The organism is Thiothrix subterranea (assembly GCF_016772315.1).
Classification (GTDB): domain Bacteria; phylum Pseudomonadota; class Gammaproteobacteria; order Thiotrichales; family Thiotrichaceae; genus Thiothrix; species Thiothrix subterranea.
Map to the genome: position 1 here is coordinate 1,178,943 of NZ_CP053482.1, position 22,870 is coordinate 1,201,812.

The following is a 22,870-nucleotide window of genomic DNA, read 5'->3' on the forward strand; positions in this document are numbered from 1 at the left end:
TACAGCGATACCGTGATGACTCGTGTATGCTAATCGCTGTGTTTTAACTGGAGATTGCTTGATGTTACGCTGGTTCTTTGCCCAACCTTTACACATGCGCATTGCCATTATGATTGCGCCAATACTCGCCATCGGCGGCTGGGGCATGATGGACTTGTGGGTCACAAAAGACCAACCCGCCCCCAAGCCAGAACAGCAAATTGCCATGCTACCGCTGCAATTGCAGGGCGAATGTTTTCTCGCTACCAACCAGTGCTTGCTGCAACACGACAAGATGAAGCTTTCGATGCTGCTTAAAGATTCCGGCAAACCGGGTATTGTGCGGATGGAAATTATCCCCGACACCAATATTCGTGGCATCCAAATGTCTTTGGTGCAGTTGGAAAATGAACACCAAATCGTGGTGGAATCCACGCCGGATGGCAATCTGTGGTTTGCGGAATTTCCCGATAAATTGCTGACACCTTCCCCGTCAGCATTGCGGATTGCGCTGGCAAAGTTTGGCTCGGTATCGTTTGCCGAAATTCAGCCACACTTCTGAACACAAAAGGCTCTGAGGAGCCTTTTCTTGCCTTAAATCATTGCACGCCTTACCGCCTAGCACTACGCTGGGAACACAAAAATAGCAACGTTCACTCCGCTAGAGAATAAACTGCATGTCAGATCTTGTTTTTTACTACCATAACCGCTTGCCGTGCGCTGCATTCGCCCTATTGGAAACCGCCATTAAGGAACACGGTGAACATGAACTCATCTCGACGTTTGATGAATTCAGGGTTGACCAGTATGTGCTGGCAGATTCCGCTACTTCGCGGATTATCGCTATCGACTTCGACAATACCATTACCGCCGACCCAGACTTTTACCTTGCGCTGATAAAACGTTACCGTGAAAGTGGCTGGGAACCGATCGTGTGTACTTTGCGCGATGACATGGATGATAACTTGCTGGAAATTCGCGAACGGCTTCAGGGTGACGGGATGCGGATTTACACCACCGATGGTAGAAAAAAACGGGCTTTCATGCTTCATCAGGGAATCAGTGTCGGACTGTGGATTGATGATTATTTTCCAGCAATTATCCCGTTCGGCTCGCCCCTGCTTATCAGAAACGGAATAGAGTACTGATTTATGGATACCGTAGCACCACTCGACTCTAGCAAAGAAATCCTCGATTGCTTCCTCAGCGGCAAATTCAAACGCATGGATTGCCCACAGTGTGAAAACACCTTCCTCACGAAAGTCTACGAAATGAAATGCTTCGATAGCGGCAAAAAACTCAGCGTGAAATGCGCCGAATGCAAACGGCTATTCACCGCCAATACGGAGAGTGATGCTTGGAAAAATTACGTCGTCTTGGAAAAACAGTCGCTAGGGCTGGAATATTTTCTGGATGCCATCGAAAAACACCAGCTCACCAGTGTGCCGTTTGCCCGCCGCGTGGGGGTATTGGATGAAGAGGGGCAACCGCTTGACCCCGCCTGTATCCACTTATTCACCTTTGAAGAACCCGACTATCGCATCATTTACGTGATGGAACGCTTGGAACATTTGAATGAAGCCGATTCTGCTTTTTTCACCGAACATGTTCACGAAATTGACTGGATGGAAGAGGCCGAACGTATCAAAGTTTGGGCTTACGTCGCCAAACACTATGGCGATGAATTAGCGGATGACATGCGCAAGCTCTGCAAGTATTACCGCGAACACCAACAATACCTTAACTGGGATTTGCACGGCGACAACTTAATGCGCCAAGTGAAAGATGGCAAGATTGTGATCATGGATCCGTTTGCGCCGAAAATGGGCGATTACATGGAATAGTGAAGGGAAAAGTAGGGAATTTGGAGCGGGTGATGGGAATCGAACCCACGTGTGCAGCTTGGGAAGCTACCGTTCTACCATTGAACTACACCCGCTTATTGAGATAGTGTCAGCAGGTCGCTATTGTAGTGCGTTTTGGTCGAGACAACAATCATGATAGCTACATTTGCTGACAAAGTACTGGCGTGGTTCGATCAGCACGGGCGCAAAGACTTGCCTTGGCAGCAAAATCCCACCCCTTACCGTGTTTGGGTGTCGGAAATCATGCTGCAACAAACCCAAGTCACCACCGTCATTCCCTACTACGAACGCTTTATGCAACGTTTCCCCGACGTGCAAAGCCTCGCCGCTGCACCGCCAGACGATGTGCTGAAATTGTGGGAAGGCTTAGGCTATTACAGCCGCGCCCGCAACCTGCACAAAACCGCGCAACAAGTCCGCGACATCTACGCAGGCGAATTCCCCACCGATATGTCCAACATGGAAACCTTACCCGGCATTGGGCGTTCCACCGCCGCCGCCATTCTTTCACTCAGTCATGGGCAACGCGAAGCCATTTTGGATGGCAACGTCAAGCGCGTACTGGCGCGTTACCACGCCGTAGCAGGCTGGGCGGGCGAACCGCGTGTGCAAAAACAACTCTGGGCATACGCCGAACAACACCTGCCCGCTGAACGCAATGCCGCTTACACCCAAGCCATGATGGACATGGGCGCAACCCTCTGCACCCGCAGCAAACCGCTGTGCCTGCTCTGCCCCTTACAAGACGGCTGCCAAGCCTTTAAACAAGGCAAACCGCAAGCCTACCCCGGCAAACGCCCGACAAAAGCGCTACCCGAAAAAACGGCACTGGCGTTGCTATTACGCAATACCGCAGGCGAATTGCTGCTGCAACAGCGCCCGCCAACCGGCGTTTGGGGTGGGCTGTGGAGTTTCCCCGAATTTGCCGATGAAACCGCGCTGCATGACTGGCTGGCACAGCATTTCACCCCGACACAAGCCATTGCGACCCGTTTACCCGTGTTAACGCACACTTTTTCCCATTATCGCCTGCATTTACAGCCCTTACAGCTCGATTTAGACGCGCAACCCGCACGGATAATGGAAGGTAACGGCTGGCTCTGGTATAAAGCAAACACCGAATATACGGGCGGGCTGTCAGCCGCTGTCCGCCAATTTTTCCAGACCATTGACTGAATCACTGAGGAAAACACATGACACGCATGGTGAACTGCATCCATTTAGGCCGCGAAGCCGAAGGCTTAGACCGCCCCACTTACCCCGGCGCATTGGGTGTGAGAATTTACGAACACGTTTCCAAAGAAGCGTGGGGCAAATGGTTGAAACAACAAACCATGTTCATTAACGAATACCGCCTCAGCACCATCAACCCCAAAGACCGCAAGTTCCTGCAAGAAGAAATGGAAAAATTCTTCTTTGGCGAAGGCGCAAGCACGATTGATAACTTCAAGCCGGTTTGAAGAATCCCCTCACCCCAACCCCTCTCCCTCAAGGGGCGAGGGGCTAAGAGAAATTCTCTTTCTTACTCCCCCTCGCCCCTTGAGGGAGAGGGGGCTGGGGGTGAGGGGTTTCTTTACTGACTCGGTGGTTTCCAAATCATGGCTTCCATCTGCCAATTGGCTAATACGTCTTTAGGCGGCACAGAGCCATCCGGCCCATTCCAAGTACCGCCAAACAAATACAGTACATTGCCGGTTTTCGGGGCGTAACACAGCACTTTGCCAGATAATTCCTCCGCCCCAGCGCGGCACTCTTCCGTTGCACCGTAGGCATAAACTTCGTTGAAACGGCTACCCAGCGCATGACCCAAGCCATTACCGATCAAATTGTCGTGCACCATGACCGAAAACACTTTTTCGTGTTTCGCATCGGGGTTAATGCTCAACAGCGGTTTTAAATCCTGACTAACGGTGATAGTGGGGTATTCATGCCCTTCTGCATAATTCGTGCGCTGTGCAACATTTAAGCCCTGAAAAGCCATCGTAATGTCATGCAGGTTGAAGGGCGTATTGCCATTGATCGGCCCAATGCCATCAACCGACAACATTTCGATGGGTTTGACGGTCGGTTGCACCACTGTATTGGCTTGATCGTCGCAAGCAGTCACACTCAACAACGCCACGGTTGCGCCTAACACCCATCTCTTTCCAGCCAAACGTTGCATATTCGCTCCTTTACTTAATCGCCGCGTCAACATTCTTTCACAAAAATCCCAGCCGTGCATTTTTATGCTTCCCTGTTTATAGTCCAGAACCTTAGCCATCACCTGAAAAATACCATGCCTGAAAATCCCGTCTGGTTGATTGATGCCAGTATTTATGTGTTCCGCCCCTGGTTTGTGCGCCAGCCTATTGTGTTAGATCATGAAGGCAACCCCGTGAATGCGGTGCTGGGTTTCCTGCGCTTTATCTACAATTTGTTGCAAACCGAACAACCACAGCGCATTGCGTTTGCCTTTGACATTAGCCTGCAAACCTCCACGCGCAAAACCATTTACCCCGCGTATAAAGCTAATCGCACCCCTGCCCCCGCCGAACTCAAAATGCAATTCCAACTGTGCCGCGATTTTTTGGATGCACTCGGCATTGTGCAAGCCGCCAGCCCCTATTTTGAAGCGGATGATGTCATCGGAACCTGGGCAAAACAGCAACGCGATAACGGGAAAACCTGCATGATTATCAGCGGCGACAAAGACTTAGCGCAATTGGTCAATGATGGCGATATTTGGTGGGATTACGGCAAACGCACGCCACTACCCCCCGGTGGCGTGAAAAAAGAATTTGGCGTCTGGCCTGCACAAATCCCCGATCAGTTAGCTCTGGCGGGCGATGTAGCCGATAACATCCCCGGCATTCCGGGCGTAGGTATGTCGACCGCCGCCAAACTGTTGCAGAAATTCAGCAGCGTGGAGGTGTTGCTATCGCGCATTCCCGAAATCGGGCTAATGAAAACCCGTGGGGCAAAACGCCTGCAAGAACTGGTTGACGAACATCAAGCCACGGTGCGGCTGGCACGGCAATTAACCGAGATTTATTGCGACGTGCCGGATGTACCGCTGGATTTACGGCGTAGGGATAAGGATTTGGGGCAGTTACAGGCATTGTGCGAACGCTTGGGACTGAGCGAACAACAATTTCACCTATGGCAAAACGTGTAGGGACGTATTGCATACGCCCATCCCCGCACGATTTAAGAGGGCGTATGCAATACGCCCCTACGCATCATCCGCCATCGCGGTATCGTATTCTTCGCTGCGCTCCATCCATTCCATCTCCACTTCTTCGAGCTTGGCATCGAGGTTGCTTTTGTCGAGCACCAGTTGCTTGAGCTTGTGGCGGTTGGCATCGCTGTAAATGTCGGGGTCGGCGAGCTGTGCTTCTAGCGTGGCTTGTTGTTGCTGGAGTTTGTTCATTTCCTGCTCCAACTTGTCGATCTTTTTCTTTAAGGGCTGCAATTGTTTGCGCTTTTCGGCGGCTTCGCGGCGCTGGTCTTTACGTCCTTCGGCGGTGTGCGTCGGGGCGGTTCGCGAACCGCCCTTACAGGATTCATCTTCTTCTTTGCGGAAACGGTTTTGCAACCACGCCGCGTAATCATCGAGGTCGCCGTCGAATTCCAGCGCTTTGCCGCTATCGACCAGCAACAGCTTGTCGGTGACGGTTTTGAGCATATGGCGGTCGTGCGAGACGATGACCATTGCGCCCTTAAACTCCTGCAATGCCATGCTCAGAGCAAGGCGCATGTCGAGGTCAAGGTGGTTGGTCGGTTCATCCAGCAACAGCAAATTCGGGCGTTGGTAGATCAGCAACGCCAGCGCAAGGCGGGCTTTTTCACCGCCGGAAAAGGGCGCAATCGCCTCTTCCACCCGCGTACCTTGAAAGGCAAAACCGCCGAGGAAATTACGCAAATCCTGTTCGCGAGCTTGTTTATCCATGTCGCGCAAATGTTGCAGTGGCGATTGATCGACCTTGAGCTGTTCGAGCTGATGCTGGGCGAAATAGCCGATTTTTAGATCGGGCGCTTGCCAGCTTTCACCCGCTTGCGCAGGCAGTTCTCCGGCAAGGAATTTGATCAGGGTGGATTTACCCGCACCGTTGGGGCCGATCAACCCAATGCGGTCGCTGGGGAAAATTTGCAGCTCCACCTTGTCGACGATGGTTTTATCACCGTAGCCGAGGCGAGCTTCACGCACATGCAGCAAGCGATCCGGCAGTTTTTCGGGGTCACGAAAGCTGAAATGGAATTGCGAATCGACGTGCGCGGCGGAGATGACTTGCATCCGCTCCAACGCTTTGAGGCGGCTTTGCGCTTGGCGGGCTTTGGTGGCTTGAGCGCGGAAACGGTCGACATACTTTTGCATGTGTTCGCGTTCGCGCTTTTGCTTCTCGTAAGCGGATTGCTGTTGCGCAAGTTTTTCCGCACGGGTGATTTCAAAGGTCGAATAGTTGCCAGTGTAGAGCGTCAAGCGGCTGTGTTCGATGTGGGCAATGTTGGTGCAAATCGCATCGAGGAATTCGCGGTCATGCGAAATCAGCAGCAATGTGCCACGGTAGTTTTTCAGCCAATCTTGTACCCAGATGACCGCATCAAGATCAAGGTGGTTGGTGGGTTCGTCGAGCAGGAGCAGGTCGGAACGGCACATCAGGGCTTGCGCGAGGTTGAGGCGCATCCGCCAACCGCCGGAAAAACTGCTAACCGGGTTGTTGATTTGGTCGGGTTTGAAACCGAGTCCGTGCAGCAAGGTGGCAGCGCGGCTTTCAGCGGTGTAGCCGTCGATGGCATCGAGGCGGGCGTGCAGTTCGCCGAGGTGTGCGCCGTCGGCGTGTTCGAGTTGCTGGCGCAGGCTGACGTATTCGGTGTCACCTTCGAGCGCGTAATGCAGCGCAGACTGGTCGGTGGCGGGCGTTTCCTGCTGGACGTGCGCGATGATCCAATAAGGCGGTATCGAAAAATTGCCCGTGTCTTGGTGCAATTCGCCGCGAATCAGCGCGAACAGGGTGGATTTGCCGACACCGTTCGCACCCGTGACCCCGACGTTCTGACCGGGATGGATGCTGAAGGAAACGGATTCGAGCAGGGCTTTGGAGCCGCGCCGTAGGGTTAGATCAGAAAAGACTAGCATATATGATTCTTCAAGAGAGTTTTAACTAAAAGGTTATTTTTTAATATCTAAAATTATTTTTCTAAGTTTCGTCACTACCTCTGTCCAAGCTTCATCTCTATTTTCATGAGATGTAATCCATTGCCGAGGAGTCCATCCTAGTTTTGATAGGGGCAACTCTTTCCAAAAACAAGAACGGAGTAGTACGGGCACTACCACTTTCTGCCCCTTTCGATGTGCATCTAAAGCTCTGTCTAATTCTTTCTCATAACAAAAATCAGAAGCAATAAAATCACTACTTACCAAACAAATCACTATGTCAGCTTCATCCAGTTCTCGGTAAATACACTCTTCCCATTCATCCCCGACATCAATTGCTCGATCATCCCATACGACCACTTGCTTTAAGCGTAACAGTGGGCGCATATGTGCACTAAATTCGGTCAAGTATTTTTCATCTTTTTGGGAATAAGACACAAATGCCTTGATCGGTTGATCTACAAGTTGGGATTCCAAATCATTAGACATCATTATCATCCTCTTCCAAAAAAGAGTTAGTAAGACTACTTAGTACCCTTTTTTTGGCATCAACATGATGCACAATCGCCCCCAACAACAAACTCCAATCCACCACTCCGCAAAAATCCAAGCTCTGCAAATGCCGCAGCCACAACGGATACCGTACTTTCTCCGCCAGCACCGGAATCACGGGAATACCAATTTCTTCCGCCATGCTCACTTCATTATGTACCCACTTGGACGTGCGTACTTTCTCAGAAACCACCAACACCATCACATCGCTAGTTTCGAGTTCAGATTCCAGCTTGTGATACCACACATCACCGGGTTTCAGACCACTTACATCGCGGAATACCACGAAACCAGCCACCTGCAATTGCTGCTGGATTTCAACAGCAAGATTCTCACCGTGACTACCATCACGAGCATAACTGATAAAAGCTTTCTTCCCGTTATTTTCATAATCAACAACCGAAGTTACTATAGACGCAGATTTTTGCTCAACAACCTCCCGTACCACTTCGACTAGCTGATGCTCCATACTGCGTGATTCGATCTGATCGCGTTCATGTTTTAACTTCTGGATAGCCTGACGTTCCGCAGATAACTGGCGTGCAAGCTCTTCAGCATGGCTTACCCCACTCGTTGCATGAGTTGATTGGGCATTACCTCTAGCTTGCTCAGCTAATGTATCGGTACTTGTAGCAAAAACTTTTTTGCGTCTAACCTCAACACTCACTCTTTTACCACGCTGACCAATTCCTGATTTCACAGCCGCTTCACTATGTTTCAGAGGGCTGTCGGTACCCGGCACCGATGCTCCCTGACGGATGTGAGCCAGTAATTTTAACTTCTGTGCATCCGTGATCCATGCATCTGCGCCATCAACTCGAATACCTGAATCCTGTAACTGCTTGAGCAGAAACTCAACGGGGGCATCGATTATCTCGGCAAGTTTTTTAACTGCTATATCTGACATTTATATTTTCCCACATTGCCAGCCCATTACTACTTGCTCCACCGTTACAAAGCTCCCTCCATGTTCAACATGATTGATAAAGACTCTGGAAATGGAATCAATGTCACTTAATAAAAAAGAATGCTGCATTAATAGCAGACTAACGGCTGGATGTGAACGACCTTTTTACTTGCCACTATCCACAAGCTTAGCTAGACTCATGACTAATCAAGGAGCTAAGCATGCAAGTCAACATCCACGAAGCCAAAACCCAGCTTTCCCACCTCATACAATGTGTGCTGAACGGGGAAGAAGTCATCATTGCCCGCAACAACCAGCCCGTGGTACGCCTGCAAGCACTCACCAAACCACCTGCCAAACGCAAACTCGGTTCACTACGCGGCTTGGTCAAACATATCGCTGCTGATTTCGACGCGCCACTGGATGATTTTCAGGAATACATGGTATGAGAGCATTATTGGATACGCATACCCTGCTATGGCTAGTCGATAGCCCCGACAAACTGCCCGCCGCAGTCACAGCCATCTGCGAAGACGAAAACAATGCTCTATTCATCAGCGTTGCCAGCTTTTGGGAACTGTCGATTAAAATGAGCTTGGGCAAAATTGAACTCGAAGATAACGCGCTGGCAAGGCTGCAAACCTGGTGTGACGAGAATACTGTACAATTACTACACATTCAGGTAAGCCATTGCCAGCAAGTGCAAACCTTGCCATTCCATCATCGTGACCCGTTTGACCGTTTACTGATTGCGCAAGCCATGTGCGAGAAACTGATTCTGCTCAGCGCTGATGGACATTTCACTGATTATGCGGTTGATGTCATCTGGAAACATTAACTGAACCCACCACACCAATCATCAGCAAAACCCCCCACTTCATCAAATCCCGCCCCTCTTAATTAATCATACAGCCTTACAATTAAGGCAATAAAATCTGTTATTAGACTACTTTCAGGACTCCCCCATGAAAAAGTTTCTTGTCGTCAATGCTGGTCTTGCCGCGCTCATGGGTTCAAGCATGGCAGAAGCAGGCTTTTCCCCCTATTACGCGGGGGCAGCCATTGGTGCATCCAAAAACAACGGCAATGAAGCCCAATTTTGTGATGAATGCACCGGCTCACAATTCACCATGCACAAGAAAAATACCGGCGGCGCCAAAGTCCACAAAGTCTACGCGGGTGCCAATTTAAACCCGGTGTTTGGCGTCGAAGCGGAATATGCCAATCTTGGTGACACCTACGCTATCGACATGTACCGCCCGGAATTCGGCATTCCCGGCGGACGCGCTGAATACGCCAAAGCCCGTCAAAAAACCCGTGGCATCGGTATCAGCGCCAAAGCCAATCACCGTATTACCCGCAAGACCTCGGTCTACGGCAAAGCCGGTGCATTTGCTTGGGAAAATAAAAACAGCATGGATTACACCAACCTCGATGGCATCAATGAACGCTACAAAAGCACCGACCGGGGCGTTAGCCCAACGGTAGGGCTTGGCGTTGAACACGAAGTAACCGATCGCATCAGCATTCGGGTGGGGTGGGATCGCACTTTTGACACCGGCAAAGGCGACCGTTTCTTAGAGTTGGATGCGAATAAAAACGTTGTTGATTTACACAGCGTTAAAACCGACACCGACATGATCTACGTCGGCGCAACCTTTAACTTTTAAACCGACGGCGGGGCAAATAAACACTTGCCCCCAGCCTTGGTGATAGCGGCAACACGCTCCGCATGTGCCGCCAATTCATCTTCACTTGCCGGAATTACCCGCAAGCGACTCACGTCTGCCGTCACGCGCCGAATGACCGCGCCACCTTGTTGCCCATCACGATTGCCATCTTCTGCACCTAGCAACAAGCTGACTTGCCCGCCCGTCATCGCTAGGTAGACATCCGCCAAAATCTCCGCATCCAGCAACGCGCCATGCAAAGTACGGTGAGCATTATTGATTTCGTAACGCTTACACAATGCATCCAAACTGGCGCGTTGACCCGGGAACAATTGCCGCGCCATCCGCAACGTATCGGTCACGCTGCAAGCGTCCGTGATCGGCTGATGCGCCGGGTTCACCAAGCGCAATTCGTGGTTAATGAAACCAATATCAAACGGCGCGTTGTGGATAATTAGCTCAGCTCCGCGCACATACGCGAGAAAATCATCCATAACCGCTTCAAAACGCGGCTTATCCGCCAAAAAATCATTGGTGATGCCGTGAACTTCAATCGCCCCCGCATCAATTTCGCGATCCGGTTGCAAATAAACGTGGAAATTATTCCCCGTCAAGCGGCGGTTGAGCATTTCCACGCAACCAATTTCGATAATGCGATGCCCCTCTTTCGGTTCGAGGCCGGTGGTTTCGGTATCCAGAATGATTTGGCGACTCATAGTTTCTTCTCGTCGATGGCTTGATTAGCCAATTGATCTACTCGTTCGTTTTCGGCGTGTCCGCTATGGCCTTTCACCCAACGCCAATCAATTTTATGTTGTGCGGAAGCCACATCCAGACGTTGCCACAGTTCTTGATTTTTGACCGGTTTGCCCGCTGCTGTTTTCCAACCTTTGCGTTTCCAACCGGCTAACCATTCGGTAATGCCTTGGCGCACGTATTGGGAATCGGTGGTTAATATCACGTCACAAGGGCGTTTCAAAGTTTCCAAGGCTTGGATGGCAGCCATGAGTTCCATTTGATTATTGGTAGTCAACGGTTGATAGCCGTAGAGTTCGCGCTCTACGCCATTGTAGCGCAGCAAAGCACCCCAACCACCCGGCCCCGGATTACCACGACACGCCCCATCGGTGAAAATTTCAACTGTATTATTTGGCATTTTTTGGCTCTTTACGGGACGCACGCCCTGCCCCCGGATTCACAATCATTCCCGGACGCAACAACGGTTTGACCTTACGCGACGGCAATAAAGGCGTCATATTGGATACTTTTTTCTGGACATGAAGAATATACACATTACCCGTCATTAAGCGGTACTGACTGCCCAAATGGTCTAACCAACGCGCCCGTTTGAACAGGTAATCACCACCGAATACCGGACAAAATCCCGCCGATGCGGTTTCACACACCTCAAACCCCAGTACGCTCAACCATTCACGCACCCGAAACGTGGAATAAAACTGGCAAGGCCGCGCTTTAGGGTTATGCCAGTAACGCAGTTGCGCCAAACCCTTGAAACTCATCGGGTTAAACCCAATCAAGATGCAATGACCTTCCGGCACTAACACCCGCTCAATTTCGCGTAATACTTGGTGCGGGCTGCGGGTACAATCCAAAGCGTGGCTGGCGACGACCAAATCCAGATTGTTCAAAGCAAACGGCAATTGTTCAGGCGTACCGACAATACTGGCTTGTTCACCGGGCAATATGCCTAAGGAAAACTGGCTCGCCACCCGTGATTCTTGCAAAAACGAATGCTGGCCTGCCAACACGCCCGTTTCTAAGGCGTAATAGCCGAAAATGTCCGCACTCATCCGACTGACAATGCTTTGCACCCGCGCCAAGGTTGCCTGCCCTGCCGACGTAGCGTACCAATCCCGACACAGTTTGACTCCGGCGGGCGGCAATGAAGTGGTAGAGGTGACGTTCAGCGATTTTTCCTTGTTCACAAGTGGCAGACGTATTATATTCGCAGCAGATCAGGCTAATTACAAAAACTTATGAAGAGTATTCAGTTACTCGGCTGCTATCGTGCATACCATTATAACGACGAATCAAGAGCAACATAAGAACAACAAGGTCAATGGGGTTTTAAACATGATAATAATAAATAAGCAGACGCTGATGGCAGCGTCTATCCTAGCACTGTTTACCGGCACCGGCTGCTCCAACACCATGGGCAAAGCGGAACACGCCAGCCAACAACCAACGCTACGCAAAGCCGCTTTACACACGCCCAATCTTGCTGACGCGCAACCACAAAAGCCGACCTTGGATGAAGATTTCGATACGTGGGAACGGGTATTTCGGGGCTTTCAACTCAGTGATCAATACAGCAAACACCCGCAGGTGCAACGCTTTGTTAATTATTACGGGCGAAATCCGGCACAATTAAACTTGCTCTCCGAACGTGCCAGCGTGTTCCTGCACATGATTGTGCACGAAGTGGAACGCCGTGGAATGCCCAACGAATTGGCATTGCTGCCTTTTGTGGAAAGCGCTTTCGACGCGGACGTGTTTTCTCATGCCGGTGCAGCGGGGCTGTGGCAATTTATCCCCGATACCGGGCGACGTTACGGCTTACAGCAAGCGAAATCCTACGATGCCCGCATGGATCCGTTTGCCGCAACCGGCGCGGCGCTCACATATTTGCAAAAACTCAACAACGATTTCAACGGTGATTGGTTATTGGCACTCGCCGCTTACAATTGCGGTGAAAACCGGGTGCAACGTGAAATTGACCGCAACCGCGCCAAAGGCTTACCCACCACGTTTTGGCATTTGTCATTACCCAAAGAAACCCGTGAATACGTGCCGCGTTTGCTGGCCTTCAAAGAGTTGATTGGCAATGCGCCGCGTTACGGCATTACGCTGCCAGAAACCCCGAATCAAGCCCGTTTAGCGCAATTGCACATCGACAAGCCGGTGGATTTACGCCAAGCCGCCTTACAAGCCGGTTTGGAAGCTGACACCTTATTGAATTTAAACCCGTGTTTCCGCAGCGGCGTGACGACCCCGCAATATTCCAACCGCATTGTGCTGCCGCGCCAATACGCCCAGCAACTGATGACCGTGATTGATGCGTTGCCTGCTGCCAGTCACCCGGTGTATGCCAGTGCTTCGGCCAGCGGTTACAACAAATTGGCGACCACGCGCATTGGCAAAAAATCCAGTAAAATTGCCAAAGCCAAAACGAAAGCCAGCGCCAAAGTGCATACCGTGAAACGGGGTGATACTTTGCAATCCATCGCCCAACGCCACGGCACGTCGGTACAAACCTTGATGAAACGTAACAGCAAACGCAGCTCCAAATTAAAAGTGGGTGAACGTTTGGAGGTGATTGCAGCGATCGAAGGAGCGACTAGCCACTCATGAGCGAACTAATTGTCATGTTTGATAAACAAATTCTCAAACGCCTTGCGGTAAAAAAAACCAGCATTACGTTTGGGCGGCATGGCAAATCCGACATTGCGCTACCCGACCGCACCATCAGCAATAACCACGCGCGAATTACCGTGGTGCGCGATGATTGCTTTTTGGAAGATTTGCAAAGTACCAATGGCACTTACGTCAACCAACAACAGATTGACCGCCATTTGCTAACGGATGGCGACATCATTGGTTTGGGGAAATACCAAGTGGTGTTCCGTACTGATCAGGGTTTAGCGGTGCAACTCAAACGCCTCAGCATCCACCCCAAACTGATGGATTCAAGTTACACGGCATGGCTACAAGTGCTAAATGGCAGCAAATCCGGGTACATTATTCCCTTAAAAGCCGAACGTTTGGTACTGGGCAATCAAACGACGGGGCAAATCGTCATTGAGTGCTCTCCCCAAGGGCAGTATATTACGCGGGAAACGGGGACGATGAATAACCACCGTACCCGCACGTTGGTCGCTGGCGATACCCTGCGGGTAGAAGAAACCAGCCTCCAGTTTTGCCTGAAGGATCATAATGCCAGCAACCTCACCGCCCCCAGCTAACCCCAGCTTACGCCGTACTATGCAACGCCAACGGGCAGCGCTGCCCCAAGCATTGCAAGCGCAACTCTCCCAACAAGCTGTCCAACATCTGACCAAACAACGCGCATTTCGCAATGCACGGCACATAGCACTGTATTTACCGGTGAGAGGCGAAGCTGACCCGCGCAACGTGCGCCAACACGCCTTGCCACAGCAACGTTTTTATTTGCCGGTGCTATCGCCTTTTAAAGATGGGCGCTTGTGGTTTGTACGCTGGGATGCCAATACCCGTTTCCGCCTGAATCGCTTTCGCATCCCTGAACCTTACCCGCGTTACCGTGACCGTCGCCCCGCCGCTTGGTTGGATTTGGTTATTACCCCGCTGGTCGCTTTTGATCACACCGGTACACGCATGGGCATGGGTGGCGGTTTTTACGATCGAACCTTTGGCTTCAAACGCACGCGGTCTACCAGCAAACGCCCACATCTCTGCGGCTTTGCTTATAGCTTTCAACAAATCAATTATTTAATGCGCCAATCGTGGGATATACCGTTGGATATGGTCAGCTCGGAGCAGAGTTTTTTTCATTTCGGCACTGGCATATATTAGAATATGCTGATATAGTGTTTGCATGGTCAGGGTAAGCCTGAGACGACATAACCGCATAGGAGATATTGAGATGAAAAAATTATTAATCGGTCTGAGCCTGTTGGCTTTTTCTGCTGGCGCAAGCGCTAACGACTTCTTTGGTGGCAACAACGGCGAATGGAAAATGGGTCCACAAGGCCCGTACTACGAAGAAAGTGATTTTCCAGAATGGACGCCAATGTACTGGATGGAAGAAATGATGGACAGCTTCGACAGCGAAGATGGCTATGGCGGTGGTGATGAAGGCTTCATGGGCGGTATGCCATTCATGGGCAATAACAGCAATATGCCGTTCATGGGCAATAATAACAACTACCCAATGATGGCGCCGCAAATGGGTATGCCAATGGGCGCTCCGATGATGGCGCCGCAAATGGGTATGCCGATGATGGCGCCGCAAATGGGTATGCCAATGGGTGCTCCAATGATGGCGCCACAAATGGCCCCGATGCCTGCAATGCCACCGATGCCAACTGCTCCGGGCGCAACCCCAGGCCCTTCTGCTAACTAATTTTAGCCAAAGCAGTTATACTAAACAGGTCGGTTTATCCGGCCTGTTTTCGTATTAGCGTGACAAAATACACTGGGAGCAACTCCATGAAAAAAATGATCGCAAGCATCCTCTTGGCAGGCATCGCAGGCAGTGCCAATGCAGGCGGCTGGGGCTTTGACAACTTCGACATGAATCCCAATATGAATTGGGGCAATAACCAATCATGGGGTAATGGCCCTGGCAATGGTTTCAATATGGGCAATGGCCCGTCATGGGGTGGTGGTCCGAATATGGGGTGGGGAAATGGCTCGAACATGCCCTTCAACTGGAATAATGGCCCGTCATGGGGTAACAACAACCCTTGGAACAATGGCATGACCATGCCCTTCAACTGGAATAACGGCCCCTCATGGAATGGCGCTAATATGCCCTTCAACTGGAATAACGGCCCAAGCTTCCCCGGTATGGACTGGAGCAACAACAACCAACGCCGTTACCCACGTCCGGTAGCACCGTTAGGAATGCAACCCGGCATGAACAACAATTTGCCACCGTTCATGATTCCGCCAATGCCGCCGGTAACACCGACCGCACCTAGCGCAATGCCGGAAACATCAACCACCGCACCTACGCCCGACACTGCACCTGCACCACAAGCAGCAATGCCAGCGGCGGCAACACCCGCGACTGATGCTGCCCCACCCGCAGCAACGCCAGCACCAGCGGCAACAACAACCGCTCCAGGGCCTGTCACACAGTAATCACTTGGAAAGGGCGAATCATTATTCGCCCCTTCCTGCTATATCGCGCATCGAAACTGTCACGGAACGACCAACTTGCTAAGCTACCGACACGCTTTCCACGCAGGCAACCACGCGGATGTCATCAAACACTTGGTACTGGTGTTAACGCTGGAATACTACTTACGCAAAGACAAACCCTTCTGGTACATCGACACCCATGCAGGCAGCGGCTTATACCAACTCCGCAGTGCAGCAGCTCAAAAAACCCGCGAATTTGCCCAAGGCATCCAGATCCTGTGGGAAGCACCTAATGTGCCAGACGAACTGCAAAGTTATCTGCAACAAATCCGTTCACTCAATGCCAGCACAACGCTGAATCATTACCCCGGTTCACCTTGGTTAGCGGCCAATTTACTGCGCAACGCTGACCAATTACGCTTATTTGAGTTGCACCCCAGCGATTTCAGCGCACTGAACCAAAATTTAGGCAACGACAAGCGCGTTCACATTAGCAAACAAGATGGCTTGAAAGGTTTGCTCGGCTTATTGCCCCCAATCACGCGCCGTGCTGTCACACTCATCGACCCGTCTTACGAACTCAAAACCGACTATAACGACGTGATCAGCACCCTTAGCAAAGCCCATCAACGCTTTGCGACCGGCACTTACTTGCTGTGGTATCCCGTGATCGAACGCCAGCGCGTCAAACAAATGGCAGCGGCTTTGCAACAAACGGGGATTGCAGGCATTTTGCAACTCGAATATTGCCCCTTAGCCGATAGCATTGGAATGGGCATGACTGGCAGCGGCTTATTCGTCATCAACCCACCGTGGTTACTCGCCGGACAAATGCAAACCTTGTTACCTTGGCTTAACCAGCAGATGGCGCATGGCAACGGACACTTCACCGTCGCTTACATCACCCCCGAAAAAAACACCGGAAGTAAAGGATAACCCCATGCAATACTGGCTGATGAAATCAGAACCCGATGTATTCGGTATTGATGACTTACAGAAAGTGGGCATCGAACCGTGGGATGGCGTGCGCAATTACCAAGCTCGTAATATGCTGCGCGACCAAATGCAAATCGGTGATCAGGTATTTTTCTACCATTCCAATTGTGACGTTCCCGGCATCGTCGGTATTGCCAAGATCGCCACTCAGGGCTACCCCGATGACACGGCTTGCAACCCGGAAGCAAAATACTTCGACCCCAAAAGTGATCCGCAAAACCCACGCTGGTATCGGGTTGATGTGCAATTCGTGCGCAAACTGACCCGAACCATAAGCTTATACGAAATGCGGGAACACGCCGCTTTGCAAGACATGCCGCTAGTGCGTAAAGGCTGCCGCCTATCAATCATGCCGGTAAGCGCAACCGAATGGCAAACCATCCTCGACTTGGAATAAACCTCAGGGTTTATCCTCAGCACCCGGTCGGCACGCGGCTGCCCCCGGCCCAAAAAGCGGACAGAAATCCTTAGGCAATTCAACATTTGGCGCGGACGCTGGTACAGGTGCATCGGCTGATGGTTTTTCAACAGGTGGCGTTACCGCCGATGTCGCTGTGATTGAGGGTGCTGTAACCGGCTCATTAAAGCGCGACAAACGCAGATCGTGGAATACCCGTTTCGCTTCCCAATAATCTTTTTGGTATTGGTGGCGCGTTAGTAAAGTCTCTTTAGTGTCTGCCTCTAGCGCTAAGGCTTCGACACGCTTATCCATCACGCTTAGTTGCGCGAGGAGTGCTTCGGCTTGACTGACCAAGCGGGCGTGTTTGGCGTACTCTTCCACTCCAGCCTTTTCTTGCGCCTCAAATTCACGCACCAGTGTGCTCAAATGCTGTGCTTCTTGTGTGTAAGCGTGCGGCAACGTCATAGCAGGCGCATCATTCCCCAGCATCACCGGATCGTGAGACTCGCGTGACAAATAGAAAGATAGTACCGCAGCAAGGGCAATAATAAACAACAACACCGGTAACACAAACCGCAATAAACCTTCCAATTTTTCAATAAGGGACGGCTCAGGCAGGTCTTGTTTAATAACTAATTTTGGCATGGGGCATTCCACTTCATTGATCTGACCATTCACAACAGCGCGACGCCAACATAACAGCTCTTTATTAACTTATACCAGTAACTGACTGACAGAATGGCGTTTTTTGCTTGCATACGGGCATGACTTCTATATAAGCCTGAATAGTAAATGAATGCAATAGAAATGAACAAAGCCAACAAGGAAGTTGGCTTTTTGACTAAAATATAATCTTATATGGCTTGTCCGTTCGCGGGAGGCGTAACAGGAGGTGGCGGCGTCGTTGGGGGAACGGTCAGCTCTTGTTTCAACTGATCCACGCCTTGTTTCAAGCTTTTGTTTAATTCTTGCACGCTGTCAGACAATGCTTTATCCAAATCTTGCAAACCGTTTTCCATGAATACATTCAATTGATCAACCACTGCACCCATTGCGCCGCTGACCATTGAACCCATGGTTTTTTGCACATCGACTTGCCACACATCTTTATTGCGAATTAACACCGTGCGTAACGGTATCGTCATATCGCCTTTTTCGCCGCTATGCAGCACCGTTGCCACCTCAGCAGTCGTGCCCTCTACTTTGATTTCACCGGTCTCGAAACGCTTGGCGGCAACACTTTTGCTGGTGAGAAATTGCAAATATTGCGCACTTTCCCACGTTGTCAGATTTTTAGCAGTGTCCATGTCTTCGGCTAACACGGCCTGCCAAAACTTATCGGCAACTTCACGCGCTTGCTGGGACTCCGAAGAGAAAATACACCCAGACAGCAAGACGCTGGCTATGAGTAAATAAACACTCAAAAAATAGATTTTATAGCTGTTAACGTTCATCGTTCACACCCTCCCTTCAAGAACACCCGCTTCAAGTACTCCAGTTAGCACTGTCTGCCTAACGGTATTTTCGAGTATCTCATGGTTTGCTACCGCGACGGTTACTTTGCTGTAATTAGGGGTATAGCCGGTGTAAATCTGCTGTCCGGCGTCGCCAGCGCGACCGTATTCCCACAATACCGGCACCGTATGACCCACTTGTTGCGTCAGCCACTGTTGCTTTAAACGTTCGCCTAGCATGTGCAAAGTTTGGCTACGGGCTTTCTTCAACGGTTCAGCCACTTGGTTTGGCAAACCCGCTGCTTTTGTTCCCGTGCGGATCGAATAGGTGAAAATATGCAGGTGTCCAAAGCCCACCGACTCCACATACGCCAGCGTTTGCTCCCATTCCTCAGCGGTTTCCCCCGGAAATCCAACGATAATATCGGTGGTCACGTTGAAACCCGGCACACTACGCCGCGCCTCAGCCACCAATTGCGCAAACTCGGCGGTCTTGCAACGCCGTGCCATGCGCCGCAACACGGTATCTGCGCCACTTTGCAAGGGCAAATGCATGTGCGGCATTAAGCGTGGATTGGTAAAAAGTGCGAAAAAATCATCCGGCAAATCCCACGGCTCGACCGAAGCAAAGCGAATACGCGGCATATCGGTTTCACGCAAAATGGCTTGCACTAGCGCATACAATGAGGTGCCCGTATCGCTGCCATAGCCCCCAACATGCACCCCAGCCAATACGACTTCCTGAATGCCTTGCTGATGCAATGTATTGATTTCTGAAATAATGTCGGCTTCAGTACGGCTGCGTTCGTCACCACGCGCCACCGTCACAATGCAAAACGTGCAACGGTAGCGGCAGCCATCCTGAATCTTGATAAACGCACGGTGGCGACCACGCAAAAACAACGGCGACTCCCCAGGCTCACTCGCCATCGTGGGCATCACCGGCAAGGCAAAATGTTGCATCACCGTTTGGGGAAGTTGGTCTTTTTCGGTATTGGGTACGACTAAATCGACACCCAACGTTTGAGCGACTTCATCCGCTTGCAGGCTGGCGTAACAACCGCTGACCACCAGTTTGGCAGCAGGGTTTTCGCGGTAAAGGCGGTGCATGAGGCGACGTGATTTACCCGATGCCTCATGCGTTACCGCACAAGTATTCAACACTAATACGTCAGCATCGGGCGCGTTGGGAACAATTTCATGCCCCTCTGCACGGAATTGCTGCGACCATTGTTCCAATTCCGCCTCATTCAGACGGCATCCCAACGCTTTCAGATGGACTTTCATGTACCTACTTACAAATTCTCAGGGTGAGTTTCAACATCAGCGGCATCGCGCAAACCTTTCAGGAACGCTTCCAATTCACGCCCGCCGGTGCTTTGGCTGTAAATGGCTTCAGCATCCGCACCCAAAGCAGCGTCACCGGCTTTAACCGATTTCAGTGCAACGATAGCGTAATCCCCATTGCCTAACGCAACGCTGCCCCACGTCGCTTTACCTTCTGCTGGATGCGTCATGGCAAATGCCTGTTGCACAATCTCAGGCGACAGTTTTGCATCAGTACGCCCAATCAAGCCCGGCTTTTCGACCGCTGTTTCCGCACCCAAGCCAGAGGCTGTCAACGCTGCCCAGGATTGCGCGGTGGTCAACTGTTTCAATAACTCCGCGCCTTTTTGCGCCGTCAACTTGCGAGCTTCTTGTGCCAGTAAGGCAGTGCGAATTTCTTCACGCACCGTATCCAGCGGTTTCTGTGCCGCAGGTTCATGGTTAACCACGCGAATCACCACTGCATTACCGTCTTCCAACTCCAATACCTCAGAGTTTTTGCCGGACTTCAACACGTCTTCACTGAAGGCAGCCGCACGTACTTTGTCGTTCGCGGCAATGCCCTGCCCTTGCACCGGCGTAATCCAGTCGGTTTGTTGCACGGTCAAACCCGTTTCTTTAGCAGCGGGTGCAAGATCACCGTCTTGCTCATAAACCACACGCCCTAGCACTTCACCCTTATCGAGGAAAGCCTGTTCCGCTTGTTCCTTGCGATAATCGGCTTCCACTGCCGCACGGGATTCTTCAAAGGTTTTCGGCTGTGCTGGTTTAATTTCGGTCACGCGGATAATTTCATAACCGGCTTCGGTTTTTACTGGCTTCGAGGTTTCACCAGCGTTTAAAGCAAAGACTGCCTTTTCAAATTCTGCACCCCAGTCACCAGCGACAATAGCGCCCATCTGCCCGTCTTTTTCGGCGGCAATTTTGTCATCGGAATCAGCGCGGGCAATCGCCTCAAAGGTGCGCGTCCCGGCTTGGATTTCGGCATACAGTGCATCAATACGTTTTTTAGCATCGGCGTCTTTGGCAGGATCATCAACCCCGACCAAAATATGGCTAACCATACGTTGTTCTGGTTCTGCATAAGCGTCTGCATGAGTTTCAAACCATGTTTTCAAAGCCGCCTCATCCACGCTCACTTGCGCGGCAAGGTCAGCGCGTTTGAGTTCTACATACGCCAATTGCGCCCGCTCATCGGTCATATAAGACGCTTTGTTTTGCTCATAATATTGGGCAATCTGCTCGTCGGTAACTTGCACTTGCGTCTGAAAATCAGCCAGTTTCAAGGTAAAGACTTCCAGCTCACGCTGCTGATTGCGCAGGACTTGGTATTGTTCCGCTTCTGATTTCGGCAAGAAAGCCGTTGCCAGCACCGCATTGCGCAACTGCTGTTGGGAAAGATCAGTACGCACTTGCATCTCAAACTCAGCCGGATCACGCCACTGCATTTTCAAAAAGTTTTCGTAAGTCGCTTTGTCGAACTTTCCATCTTTTTGAAATACCGGAATGGCAGCGATGGCATCCGCCACTTCCTGATTACTCGCACGGTAGCCGCCGTCACGAATGGTTTGCTGAACTAAGGTTTGGTTAATGACGGACTCCAGCGCGTTACTTTTGAGCGCATCATCCATGCCTTCTGGCAATTGCCCACCGAATTGCTGCTTCAATTGCACCAACGCATTTTGTACGGCTTGCACCGGGATTTCTTCACCGTTGACAACCGCCGCGACGCGCTTGTCTCCCCCTTGCAAATAGTCGTAGATCCCGGTCAGTGCGAAGGGAACGATAATGACGCCTACGATAACGTAGGCAATCCAGCCTTTGGCTTTGTCATGAATTGATTGCAGCATGGTCTTTTACGTTTTTGTGTGTAATGTTGATTAATGAACAATTAATGCGCACGCCCCACGCACGCAAGATCGCCATCATACAGGAAGAAAGGGGGGGATGAAATGGAAAAAGTTGGCGGAGCGGACGGGACTCGAACCCGCGACCCCCGGCGTGACAGGCCGGTATTCTAACCAACTGAACTACCGCTCCGCGATGTTGTGTTGAACAACTTGAAACAAACAAAAAGGATGCTGCATGAGCATCCTTTCATAAATAGTTGGCGGAGCGGACGGGACTCGAACCCGCGACCCCCGGCGTGACAGGCCGGTATTCTAACCAACTGAACTACCGCTCCGCGATAAAAACTGAATGAAGATGGTGGGTAGTGAGGGGCTCGAACCCCCGACATTCGCCTTGTAAGGGCGACGCTCTACCAACTGAGCTAACTACCCGTCGTTCATCAGAGGTCGCTACTGTACAGCATCTTTTAGCGCTTTACCAGCCTTAAATGAAGGAATTTTTGCAGCAGCGATAGAAATTGTGTCTCCAGTGCGCGGATTACGCCCAGAACGTGCCTGACGCTCACGCACAAGGAACGTACCAAAGCCAACCAAAGCCACTTGGTCGCCTTTTGCCATCGACTCGCTGATGACTTCAACAAATGCCTTGAACGCTTTATCGGTATCGATTTTAGTCAAACCGGACTTCTCTGCTACTGCATCAATCAATTCTGATTTATTCATAGAAACTTTCCTTATGAATTCATTATAGGGGAAAACCGAAACACTCCTGCCACTTCACGGTCAGCAGAGCCACCCATGCGGATACGCCCGCTAGTTATACCAGCGCCATCTAAAATATGTCAACAAAATGACGGACTTCAAATGCA

At 51.0% G+C, this 22,870-nt stretch carries 28 protein-coding genes and 4 tRNA genes; 16 read left to right on the forward strand and 16 right to left on the reverse strand.

What is annotated here, in order from left to right:
- Window positions 1-61: 61 nt before the first annotated feature.
- The 3 genes from HMY34_RS05690 (at window position 62) to HMY34_RS05700 (ending at window position 1,823) form a co-directional block, all read left to right on the forward strand.
- Complete coding sequence (locus HMY34_RS05690; protein ID WP_202718323.1) at window positions 62-541, forward strand: hypothetical protein; 480 nt, start codon at window positions 62-64, stop codon at window positions 539-541.
- Window positions 542-656: 115 nt separating this feature from the next.
- The gene (locus HMY34_RS05695) at window positions 657-1,127 is read left to right on the forward strand and encodes a type II toxin-antitoxin system RelE/ParE family toxin (protein WP_202718324.1); all 471 of its coding nucleotides are present in this window, start codon (window positions 657-659) and stop codon (window positions 1,125-1,127) included.
- Window positions 1,128-1,130: 3 nt separating this feature from the next.
- Window positions 1,131-1,823, forward strand: coding sequence for a hypothetical protein (locus HMY34_RS05700; RefSeq protein ID WP_202718325.1), 693 nt, complete (start codon window positions 1,131-1,133; stop codon window positions 1,821-1,823).
- A gap of 21 nt (window positions 1,824-1,844) precedes the next feature.
- Here the strand turns inward: HMY34_RS05700 and HMY34_RS05705 are convergent.
- Window positions 1,845-1,918: transfer RNA gene (locus HMY34_RS05705), tRNA-Gly, on the reverse strand.
- A gap of 58 nt (window positions 1,919-1,976) precedes the next feature.
- Here HMY34_RS05705 and mutY point away from each other — a divergent pair.
- Both mutY and HMY34_RS05715 read left to right on the forward strand, forming a co-directional pair.
- The gene (gene mutY / locus HMY34_RS05710; RefSeq protein ID WP_202718326.1) at window positions 1,977-3,020 is read left to right on the forward strand and encodes an A/G-specific adenine glycosylase; all 1,044 of its coding nucleotides are present in this window, start codon (window positions 1,977-1,979) and stop codon (window positions 3,018-3,020) included.
- A gap of 17 nt (window positions 3,021-3,037) precedes the next feature.
- Complete coding sequence (locus HMY34_RS05715; protein ID WP_202718327.1) at window positions 3,038-3,304, forward strand: oxidative damage protection protein; 267 nt, start codon at window positions 3,038-3,040, stop codon at window positions 3,302-3,304.
- Between the two features lie 113 nt (window positions 3,305-3,417).
- Here HMY34_RS05715 and HMY34_RS05720 read toward each other — a convergent pair whose 3' ends face one another.
- Entirely contained in the window at window positions 3,418-4,008 is a 591-nt protein-coding gene (locus tag HMY34_RS05720) for a DUF1131 family protein (protein WP_202718328.1), read from the reverse strand.
- 114 nt (window positions 4,009-4,122) lie between these two features.
- Here HMY34_RS05720 and HMY34_RS05725 point away from each other — a divergent pair, with 114 nt between their 5' ends.
- A complete protein-coding gene (locus tag HMY34_RS05725; protein WP_202718329.1) occupies window positions 4,123-5,001 on the forward strand; it encodes a 5'-3' exonuclease in 879 nt (292 codons plus the stop codon).
- A 57-nt stretch (window positions 5,002-5,058) separates the two neighbouring features.
- On the opposite strand, the gene HMY34_RS05730 is transcribed toward HMY34_RS05725, so the two are convergent.
- Genes HMY34_RS05730 through HMY34_RS05740 form a run of 3 tightly spaced genes read right to left on the reverse strand, consistent with a single transcriptional unit; the run spans window position 5,059 to window position 8,440 of the window.
- Entirely contained in the window at window positions 5,059-6,963 is a 1,905-nt protein-coding gene (locus HMY34_RS05730; RefSeq protein ID WP_202718330.1) for an ATP-binding cassette domain-containing protein, read from the reverse strand.
- Window positions 6,964-6,996: 33 nt separating this feature from the next.
- On the reverse strand, window positions 6,997-7,473 hold the full coding sequence (locus HMY34_RS05735) for a toll/interleukin-1 receptor domain-containing protein (RefSeq protein WP_202718331.1): 477 nt from the start codon (window positions 7,471-7,473) through the stop codon (window positions 6,997-6,999).
- On the reverse strand, window positions 7,463-8,440 hold the full coding sequence (locus HMY34_RS05740; protein ID WP_202718332.1) for a toll/interleukin-1 receptor domain-containing protein: 978 nt from the start codon (window positions 8,438-8,440) through the stop codon (window positions 7,463-7,465). The genes HMY34_RS05735 and HMY34_RS05740 overlap by 11 nt, the downstream gene beginning before the upstream one ends.
- 221 nt (window positions 8,441-8,661) lie before the next feature.
- Between HMY34_RS05740 and HMY34_RS05745 the strand changes: the two genes are divergently transcribed.
- From HMY34_RS05745 to HMY34_RS05755, 3 genes are all read left to right on the forward strand, one after another.
- Complete coding sequence (locus HMY34_RS05745) at window positions 8,662-8,889, forward strand: type II toxin-antitoxin system Phd/YefM family antitoxin (RefSeq protein ID WP_202718333.1); 228 nt, start codon at window positions 8,662-8,664, stop codon at window positions 8,887-8,889.
- Window positions 8,886-9,278, forward strand: coding sequence for a type II toxin-antitoxin system VapC family toxin (locus HMY34_RS05750; protein ID WP_202718334.1), 393 nt, complete (start codon window positions 8,886-8,888; stop codon window positions 9,276-9,278). The genes HMY34_RS05745 and HMY34_RS05750 overlap by 4 nt, the downstream gene beginning before the upstream one ends.
- A gap of 127 nt (window positions 9,279-9,405) precedes the next feature.
- Entirely contained in the window at window positions 9,406-10,110 is a 705-nt protein-coding gene (locus HMY34_RS05755) for an outer membrane protein (RefSeq protein ID WP_202718335.1), read from the forward strand.
- Here HMY34_RS05755 and dnaQ read toward each other — a convergent pair.
- Genes dnaQ through HMY34_RS05770 form a run of 3 tightly spaced genes read right to left on the reverse strand, consistent with a single transcriptional unit; the run spans window position 10,107 to window position 12,056 of the window.
- Window positions 10,107-10,826 (reverse strand): DNA polymerase III subunit epsilon, encoded by a 720-nt coding sequence (dnaQ, locus tag HMY34_RS05760; RefSeq protein ID WP_202718336.1) that lies wholly within the window; start codon window positions 10,824-10,826, stop codon window positions 10,107-10,109. The genes HMY34_RS05755 and dnaQ overlap by 4 nt on opposite strands.
- Window positions 10,823-11,266, reverse strand: a complete 444-nt coding sequence (gene rnhA, locus HMY34_RS05765) for a ribonuclease HI (RefSeq protein ID WP_202718337.1) — start codon at window positions 11,264-11,266, stop codon at window positions 10,823-10,825. The genes dnaQ and rnhA overlap by 4 nt, the downstream gene beginning before the upstream one ends.
- Complete coding sequence (locus tag HMY34_RS05770) at window positions 11,256-12,056, reverse strand: class I SAM-dependent methyltransferase (protein ID WP_202718338.1); 801 nt, start codon at window positions 12,054-12,056, stop codon at window positions 11,256-11,258. The genes rnhA and HMY34_RS05770 overlap by 11 nt, the downstream gene beginning before the upstream one ends.
- A 175-nt stretch (window positions 12,057-12,231) precedes the next feature.
- Here HMY34_RS05770 and HMY34_RS05775 point away from each other — a divergent pair, with 175 nt between their 5' ends.
- From HMY34_RS05775 to HMY34_RS05805, 7 genes are all read left to right on the forward strand, one after another.
- A complete protein-coding gene (locus HMY34_RS05775; protein ID WP_202718339.1) occupies window positions 12,232-13,482 on the forward strand; it encodes a transglycosylase SLT domain-containing protein in 1,251 nt (416 codons plus the stop codon).
- The gene (locus HMY34_RS05780; protein ID WP_202718340.1) at window positions 13,479-14,093 is read left to right on the forward strand and encodes an FHA domain-containing protein; all 615 of its coding nucleotides are present in this window, start codon (window positions 13,479-13,481) and stop codon (window positions 14,091-14,093) included. The genes HMY34_RS05775 and HMY34_RS05780 overlap by 4 nt, the downstream gene beginning before the upstream one ends.
- Window positions 14,065-14,682: a 5-formyltetrahydrofolate cyclo-ligase gene (locus tag HMY34_RS05785; RefSeq protein WP_202718341.1), complete on the forward strand. Its 618-nt coding sequence runs from the start codon at window positions 14,065-14,067 to the stop codon at window positions 14,680-14,682. The genes HMY34_RS05780 and HMY34_RS05785 overlap by 29 nt, the downstream gene beginning before the upstream one ends.
- 70 nt (window positions 14,683-14,752) lie before the next feature.
- Window positions 14,753-15,232 (forward strand): hypothetical protein, encoded by a 480-nt coding sequence (locus HMY34_RS05790; RefSeq protein ID WP_202718342.1) that lies wholly within the window; start codon window positions 14,753-14,755, stop codon window positions 15,230-15,232.
- 86 nt (window positions 15,233-15,318) lie between these two features.
- Window positions 15,319-15,975, forward strand: coding sequence for a hypothetical protein (locus tag HMY34_RS05795; RefSeq protein ID WP_202718343.1), 657 nt, complete (start codon window positions 15,319-15,321; stop codon window positions 15,973-15,975).
- Window positions 15,976-16,050: 75 nt separating this feature from the next.
- On the forward strand, window positions 16,051-16,911 hold the full coding sequence (locus tag HMY34_RS05800) for a 23S rRNA (adenine(2030)-N(6))-methyltransferase RlmJ (protein ID WP_202718344.1): 861 nt from the start codon (window positions 16,051-16,053) through the stop codon (window positions 16,909-16,911).
- 4 nt (window positions 16,912-16,915) lie between these two features.
- Complete coding sequence (locus HMY34_RS05805) at window positions 16,916-17,368, forward strand: EVE domain-containing protein (protein WP_202718345.1); 453 nt, start codon at window positions 16,916-16,918, stop codon at window positions 17,366-17,368.
- Window positions 17,369-17,371: 3 nt separating this feature from the next.
- Here HMY34_RS05805 and HMY34_RS05810 read toward each other — a convergent pair whose 3' ends face one another.
- The 8 genes from HMY34_RS05810 to hbs form a co-directional block, all read right to left on the reverse strand.
- Window positions 17,372-18,016 (reverse strand): hypothetical protein, encoded by a 645-nt coding sequence (locus HMY34_RS05810; RefSeq protein ID WP_202718346.1) that lies wholly within the window; start codon window positions 18,014-18,016, stop codon window positions 17,372-17,374.
- A gap of 209 nt (window positions 18,017-18,225) precedes the next feature.
- Complete coding sequence (locus HMY34_RS05815; protein WP_202718347.1) at window positions 18,226-18,825, reverse strand: hypothetical protein; 600 nt, start codon at window positions 18,823-18,825, stop codon at window positions 18,226-18,228.
- 3 nt (window positions 18,826-18,828) lie between these two features.
- Window positions 18,829-20,112: a tRNA (N(6)-L-threonylcarbamoyladenosine(37)-C(2))-methylthiotransferase MtaB gene (gene mtaB, locus HMY34_RS05820; protein ID WP_202718348.1), complete on the reverse strand. Its 1,284-nt coding sequence runs from the start codon at window positions 20,110-20,112 to the stop codon at window positions 18,829-18,831.
- An 8-nt stretch (window positions 20,113-20,120) separates the two neighbouring features.
- Window positions 20,121-22,001, reverse strand: coding sequence for a SurA N-terminal domain-containing protein (locus HMY34_RS05825; protein ID WP_202718349.1), 1,881 nt, complete (start codon window positions 21,999-22,001; stop codon window positions 20,121-20,123).
- Between the two features lie 113 nt (window positions 22,002-22,114).
- Window positions 22,115-22,191: transfer RNA gene (locus HMY34_RS05830), tRNA-Asp, on the reverse strand.
- Window positions 22,192-22,259: 68 nt separating this feature from the next.
- Window positions 22,260-22,336: transfer RNA gene (locus HMY34_RS05835), tRNA-Asp, on the reverse strand.
- Between the two features lie 21 nt (window positions 22,337-22,357).
- Window positions 22,358-22,433: transfer RNA gene (locus HMY34_RS05840), tRNA-Val, on the reverse strand.
- 18 nt (window positions 22,434-22,451) lie between these two features.
- Window positions 22,452-22,739: a non-specific DNA-binding protein Hbs gene (gene hbs, locus HMY34_RS05845; protein ID WP_202719136.1), complete on the reverse strand. Its 288-nt coding sequence runs from the start codon at window positions 22,737-22,739 to the stop codon at window positions 22,452-22,454.
- Window positions 22,740-22,870 lie beyond the last annotated feature (131 nt).

What these genes read in the sequence shown, in the direction of transcription:
- HMY34_RS05690 (WP_202718323.1), top strand. Translation starts at nt 62, where the DNA reads ATGTTACGCTGGTTCTTTGCCCAACCTTTACACATGCGCATTGCCATT.
- HMY34_RS05695 (WP_202718324.1), top strand. Translation starts at nt 657, where the DNA reads ATGTCAGATCTTGTTTTTTACTACCATAACCGCTTGCCGTGCGCTGCA.
- HMY34_RS05700 (WP_202718325.1), top strand. Translation starts at nt 1,131, where the DNA reads ATGGATACCGTAGCACCACTCGACTCTAGCAAAGAAATCCTCGATTGC.
- mutY (WP_202718326.1), top strand. Translation starts at nt 1,977, where the DNA reads ATGATAGCTACATTTGCTGACAAAGTACTGGCGTGGTTCGATCAGCAC.
- HMY34_RS05715 (WP_202718327.1), top strand. Translation starts at nt 3,038, where the DNA reads ATGACACGCATGGTGAACTGCATCCATTTAGGCCGCGAAGCCGAAGGC.
- HMY34_RS05720 (WP_202718328.1), bottom strand. Translation starts at nt 4,008, where the DNA reads ATGCAACGTTTGGCTGGAAAGAGATGGGTGTTAGGCGCAACCGTGGCG.
- HMY34_RS05725 (WP_202718329.1), top strand. Translation starts at nt 4,123, where the DNA reads ATGCCTGAAAATCCCGTCTGGTTGATTGATGCCAGTATTTATGTGTTC.
- HMY34_RS05730 (WP_202718330.1), bottom strand. Translation starts at nt 6,963, where the DNA reads ATGCTAGTCTTTTCTGATCTAACCCTACGGCGCGGCTCCAAAGCCCTG.
- HMY34_RS05735 (WP_202718331.1), bottom strand. Translation starts at nt 7,473, where the DNA reads ATGATGTCTAATGATTTGGAATCCCAACTTGTAGATCAACCGATCAAG.
- HMY34_RS05740 (WP_202718332.1), bottom strand. Translation starts at nt 8,440, where the DNA reads ATGTCAGATATAGCAGTTAAAAAACTTGCCGAGATAATCGATGCCCCC.
- HMY34_RS05745 (WP_202718333.1), top strand. Translation starts at nt 8,662, where the DNA reads ATGCAAGTCAACATCCACGAAGCCAAAACCCAGCTTTCCCACCTCATA.
- HMY34_RS05750 (WP_202718334.1), top strand. Translation starts at nt 8,886, where the DNA reads ATGAGAGCATTATTGGATACGCATACCCTGCTATGGCTAGTCGATAGC.
- HMY34_RS05755 (WP_202718335.1), top strand. Translation starts at nt 9,406, where the DNA reads ATGAAAAAGTTTCTTGTCGTCAATGCTGGTCTTGCCGCGCTCATGGGT.
- dnaQ (WP_202718336.1), bottom strand. Translation starts at nt 10,826, where the DNA reads ATGAGTCGCCAAATCATTCTGGATACCGAAACCACCGGCCTCGAACCG.
- rnhA (WP_202718337.1), bottom strand. Translation starts at nt 11,266, where the DNA reads ATGCCAAATAATACAGTTGAAATTTTCACCGATGGGGCGTGTCGTGGT.
- HMY34_RS05775 (WP_202718339.1), top strand. Translation starts at nt 12,232, where the DNA reads ATGGCAGCGTCTATCCTAGCACTGTTTACCGGCACCGGCTGCTCCAAC.
- HMY34_RS05780 (WP_202718340.1), top strand. Translation starts at nt 13,479, where the DNA reads ATGAGCGAACTAATTGTCATGTTTGATAAACAAATTCTCAAACGCCTT.
- HMY34_RS05785 (WP_202718341.1), top strand. Translation starts at nt 14,065, where the DNA reads ATGCCAGCAACCTCACCGCCCCCAGCTAACCCCAGCTTACGCCGTACT.
- HMY34_RS05790 (WP_202718342.1), top strand. Translation starts at nt 14,753, where the DNA reads ATGAAAAAATTATTAATCGGTCTGAGCCTGTTGGCTTTTTCTGCTGGC.
- HMY34_RS05795 (WP_202718343.1), top strand. Translation starts at nt 15,319, where the DNA reads ATGAAAAAAATGATCGCAAGCATCCTCTTGGCAGGCATCGCAGGCAGT.
- HMY34_RS05805 (WP_202718345.1), top strand. Translation starts at nt 16,916, where the DNA reads ATGCAATACTGGCTGATGAAATCAGAACCCGATGTATTCGGTATTGAT.
- HMY34_RS05810 (WP_202718346.1), bottom strand. Translation starts at nt 18,016, where the DNA reads ATGCCAAAATTAGTTATTAAACAAGACCTGCCTGAGCCGTCCCTTATT.
- HMY34_RS05815 (WP_202718347.1), bottom strand. Translation starts at nt 18,825, where the DNA reads ATGAACGTTAACAGCTATAAAATCTATTTTTTGAGTGTTTATTTACTC.
- mtaB (WP_202718348.1), bottom strand. Translation starts at nt 20,112, where the DNA reads ATGAAAGTCCATCTGAAAGCGTTGGGATGCCGTCTGAATGAGGCGGAA.
- HMY34_RS05825 (WP_202718349.1), bottom strand. Translation starts at nt 22,001, where the DNA reads ATGCTGCAATCAATTCATGACAAAGCCAAAGGCTGGATTGCCTACGTT.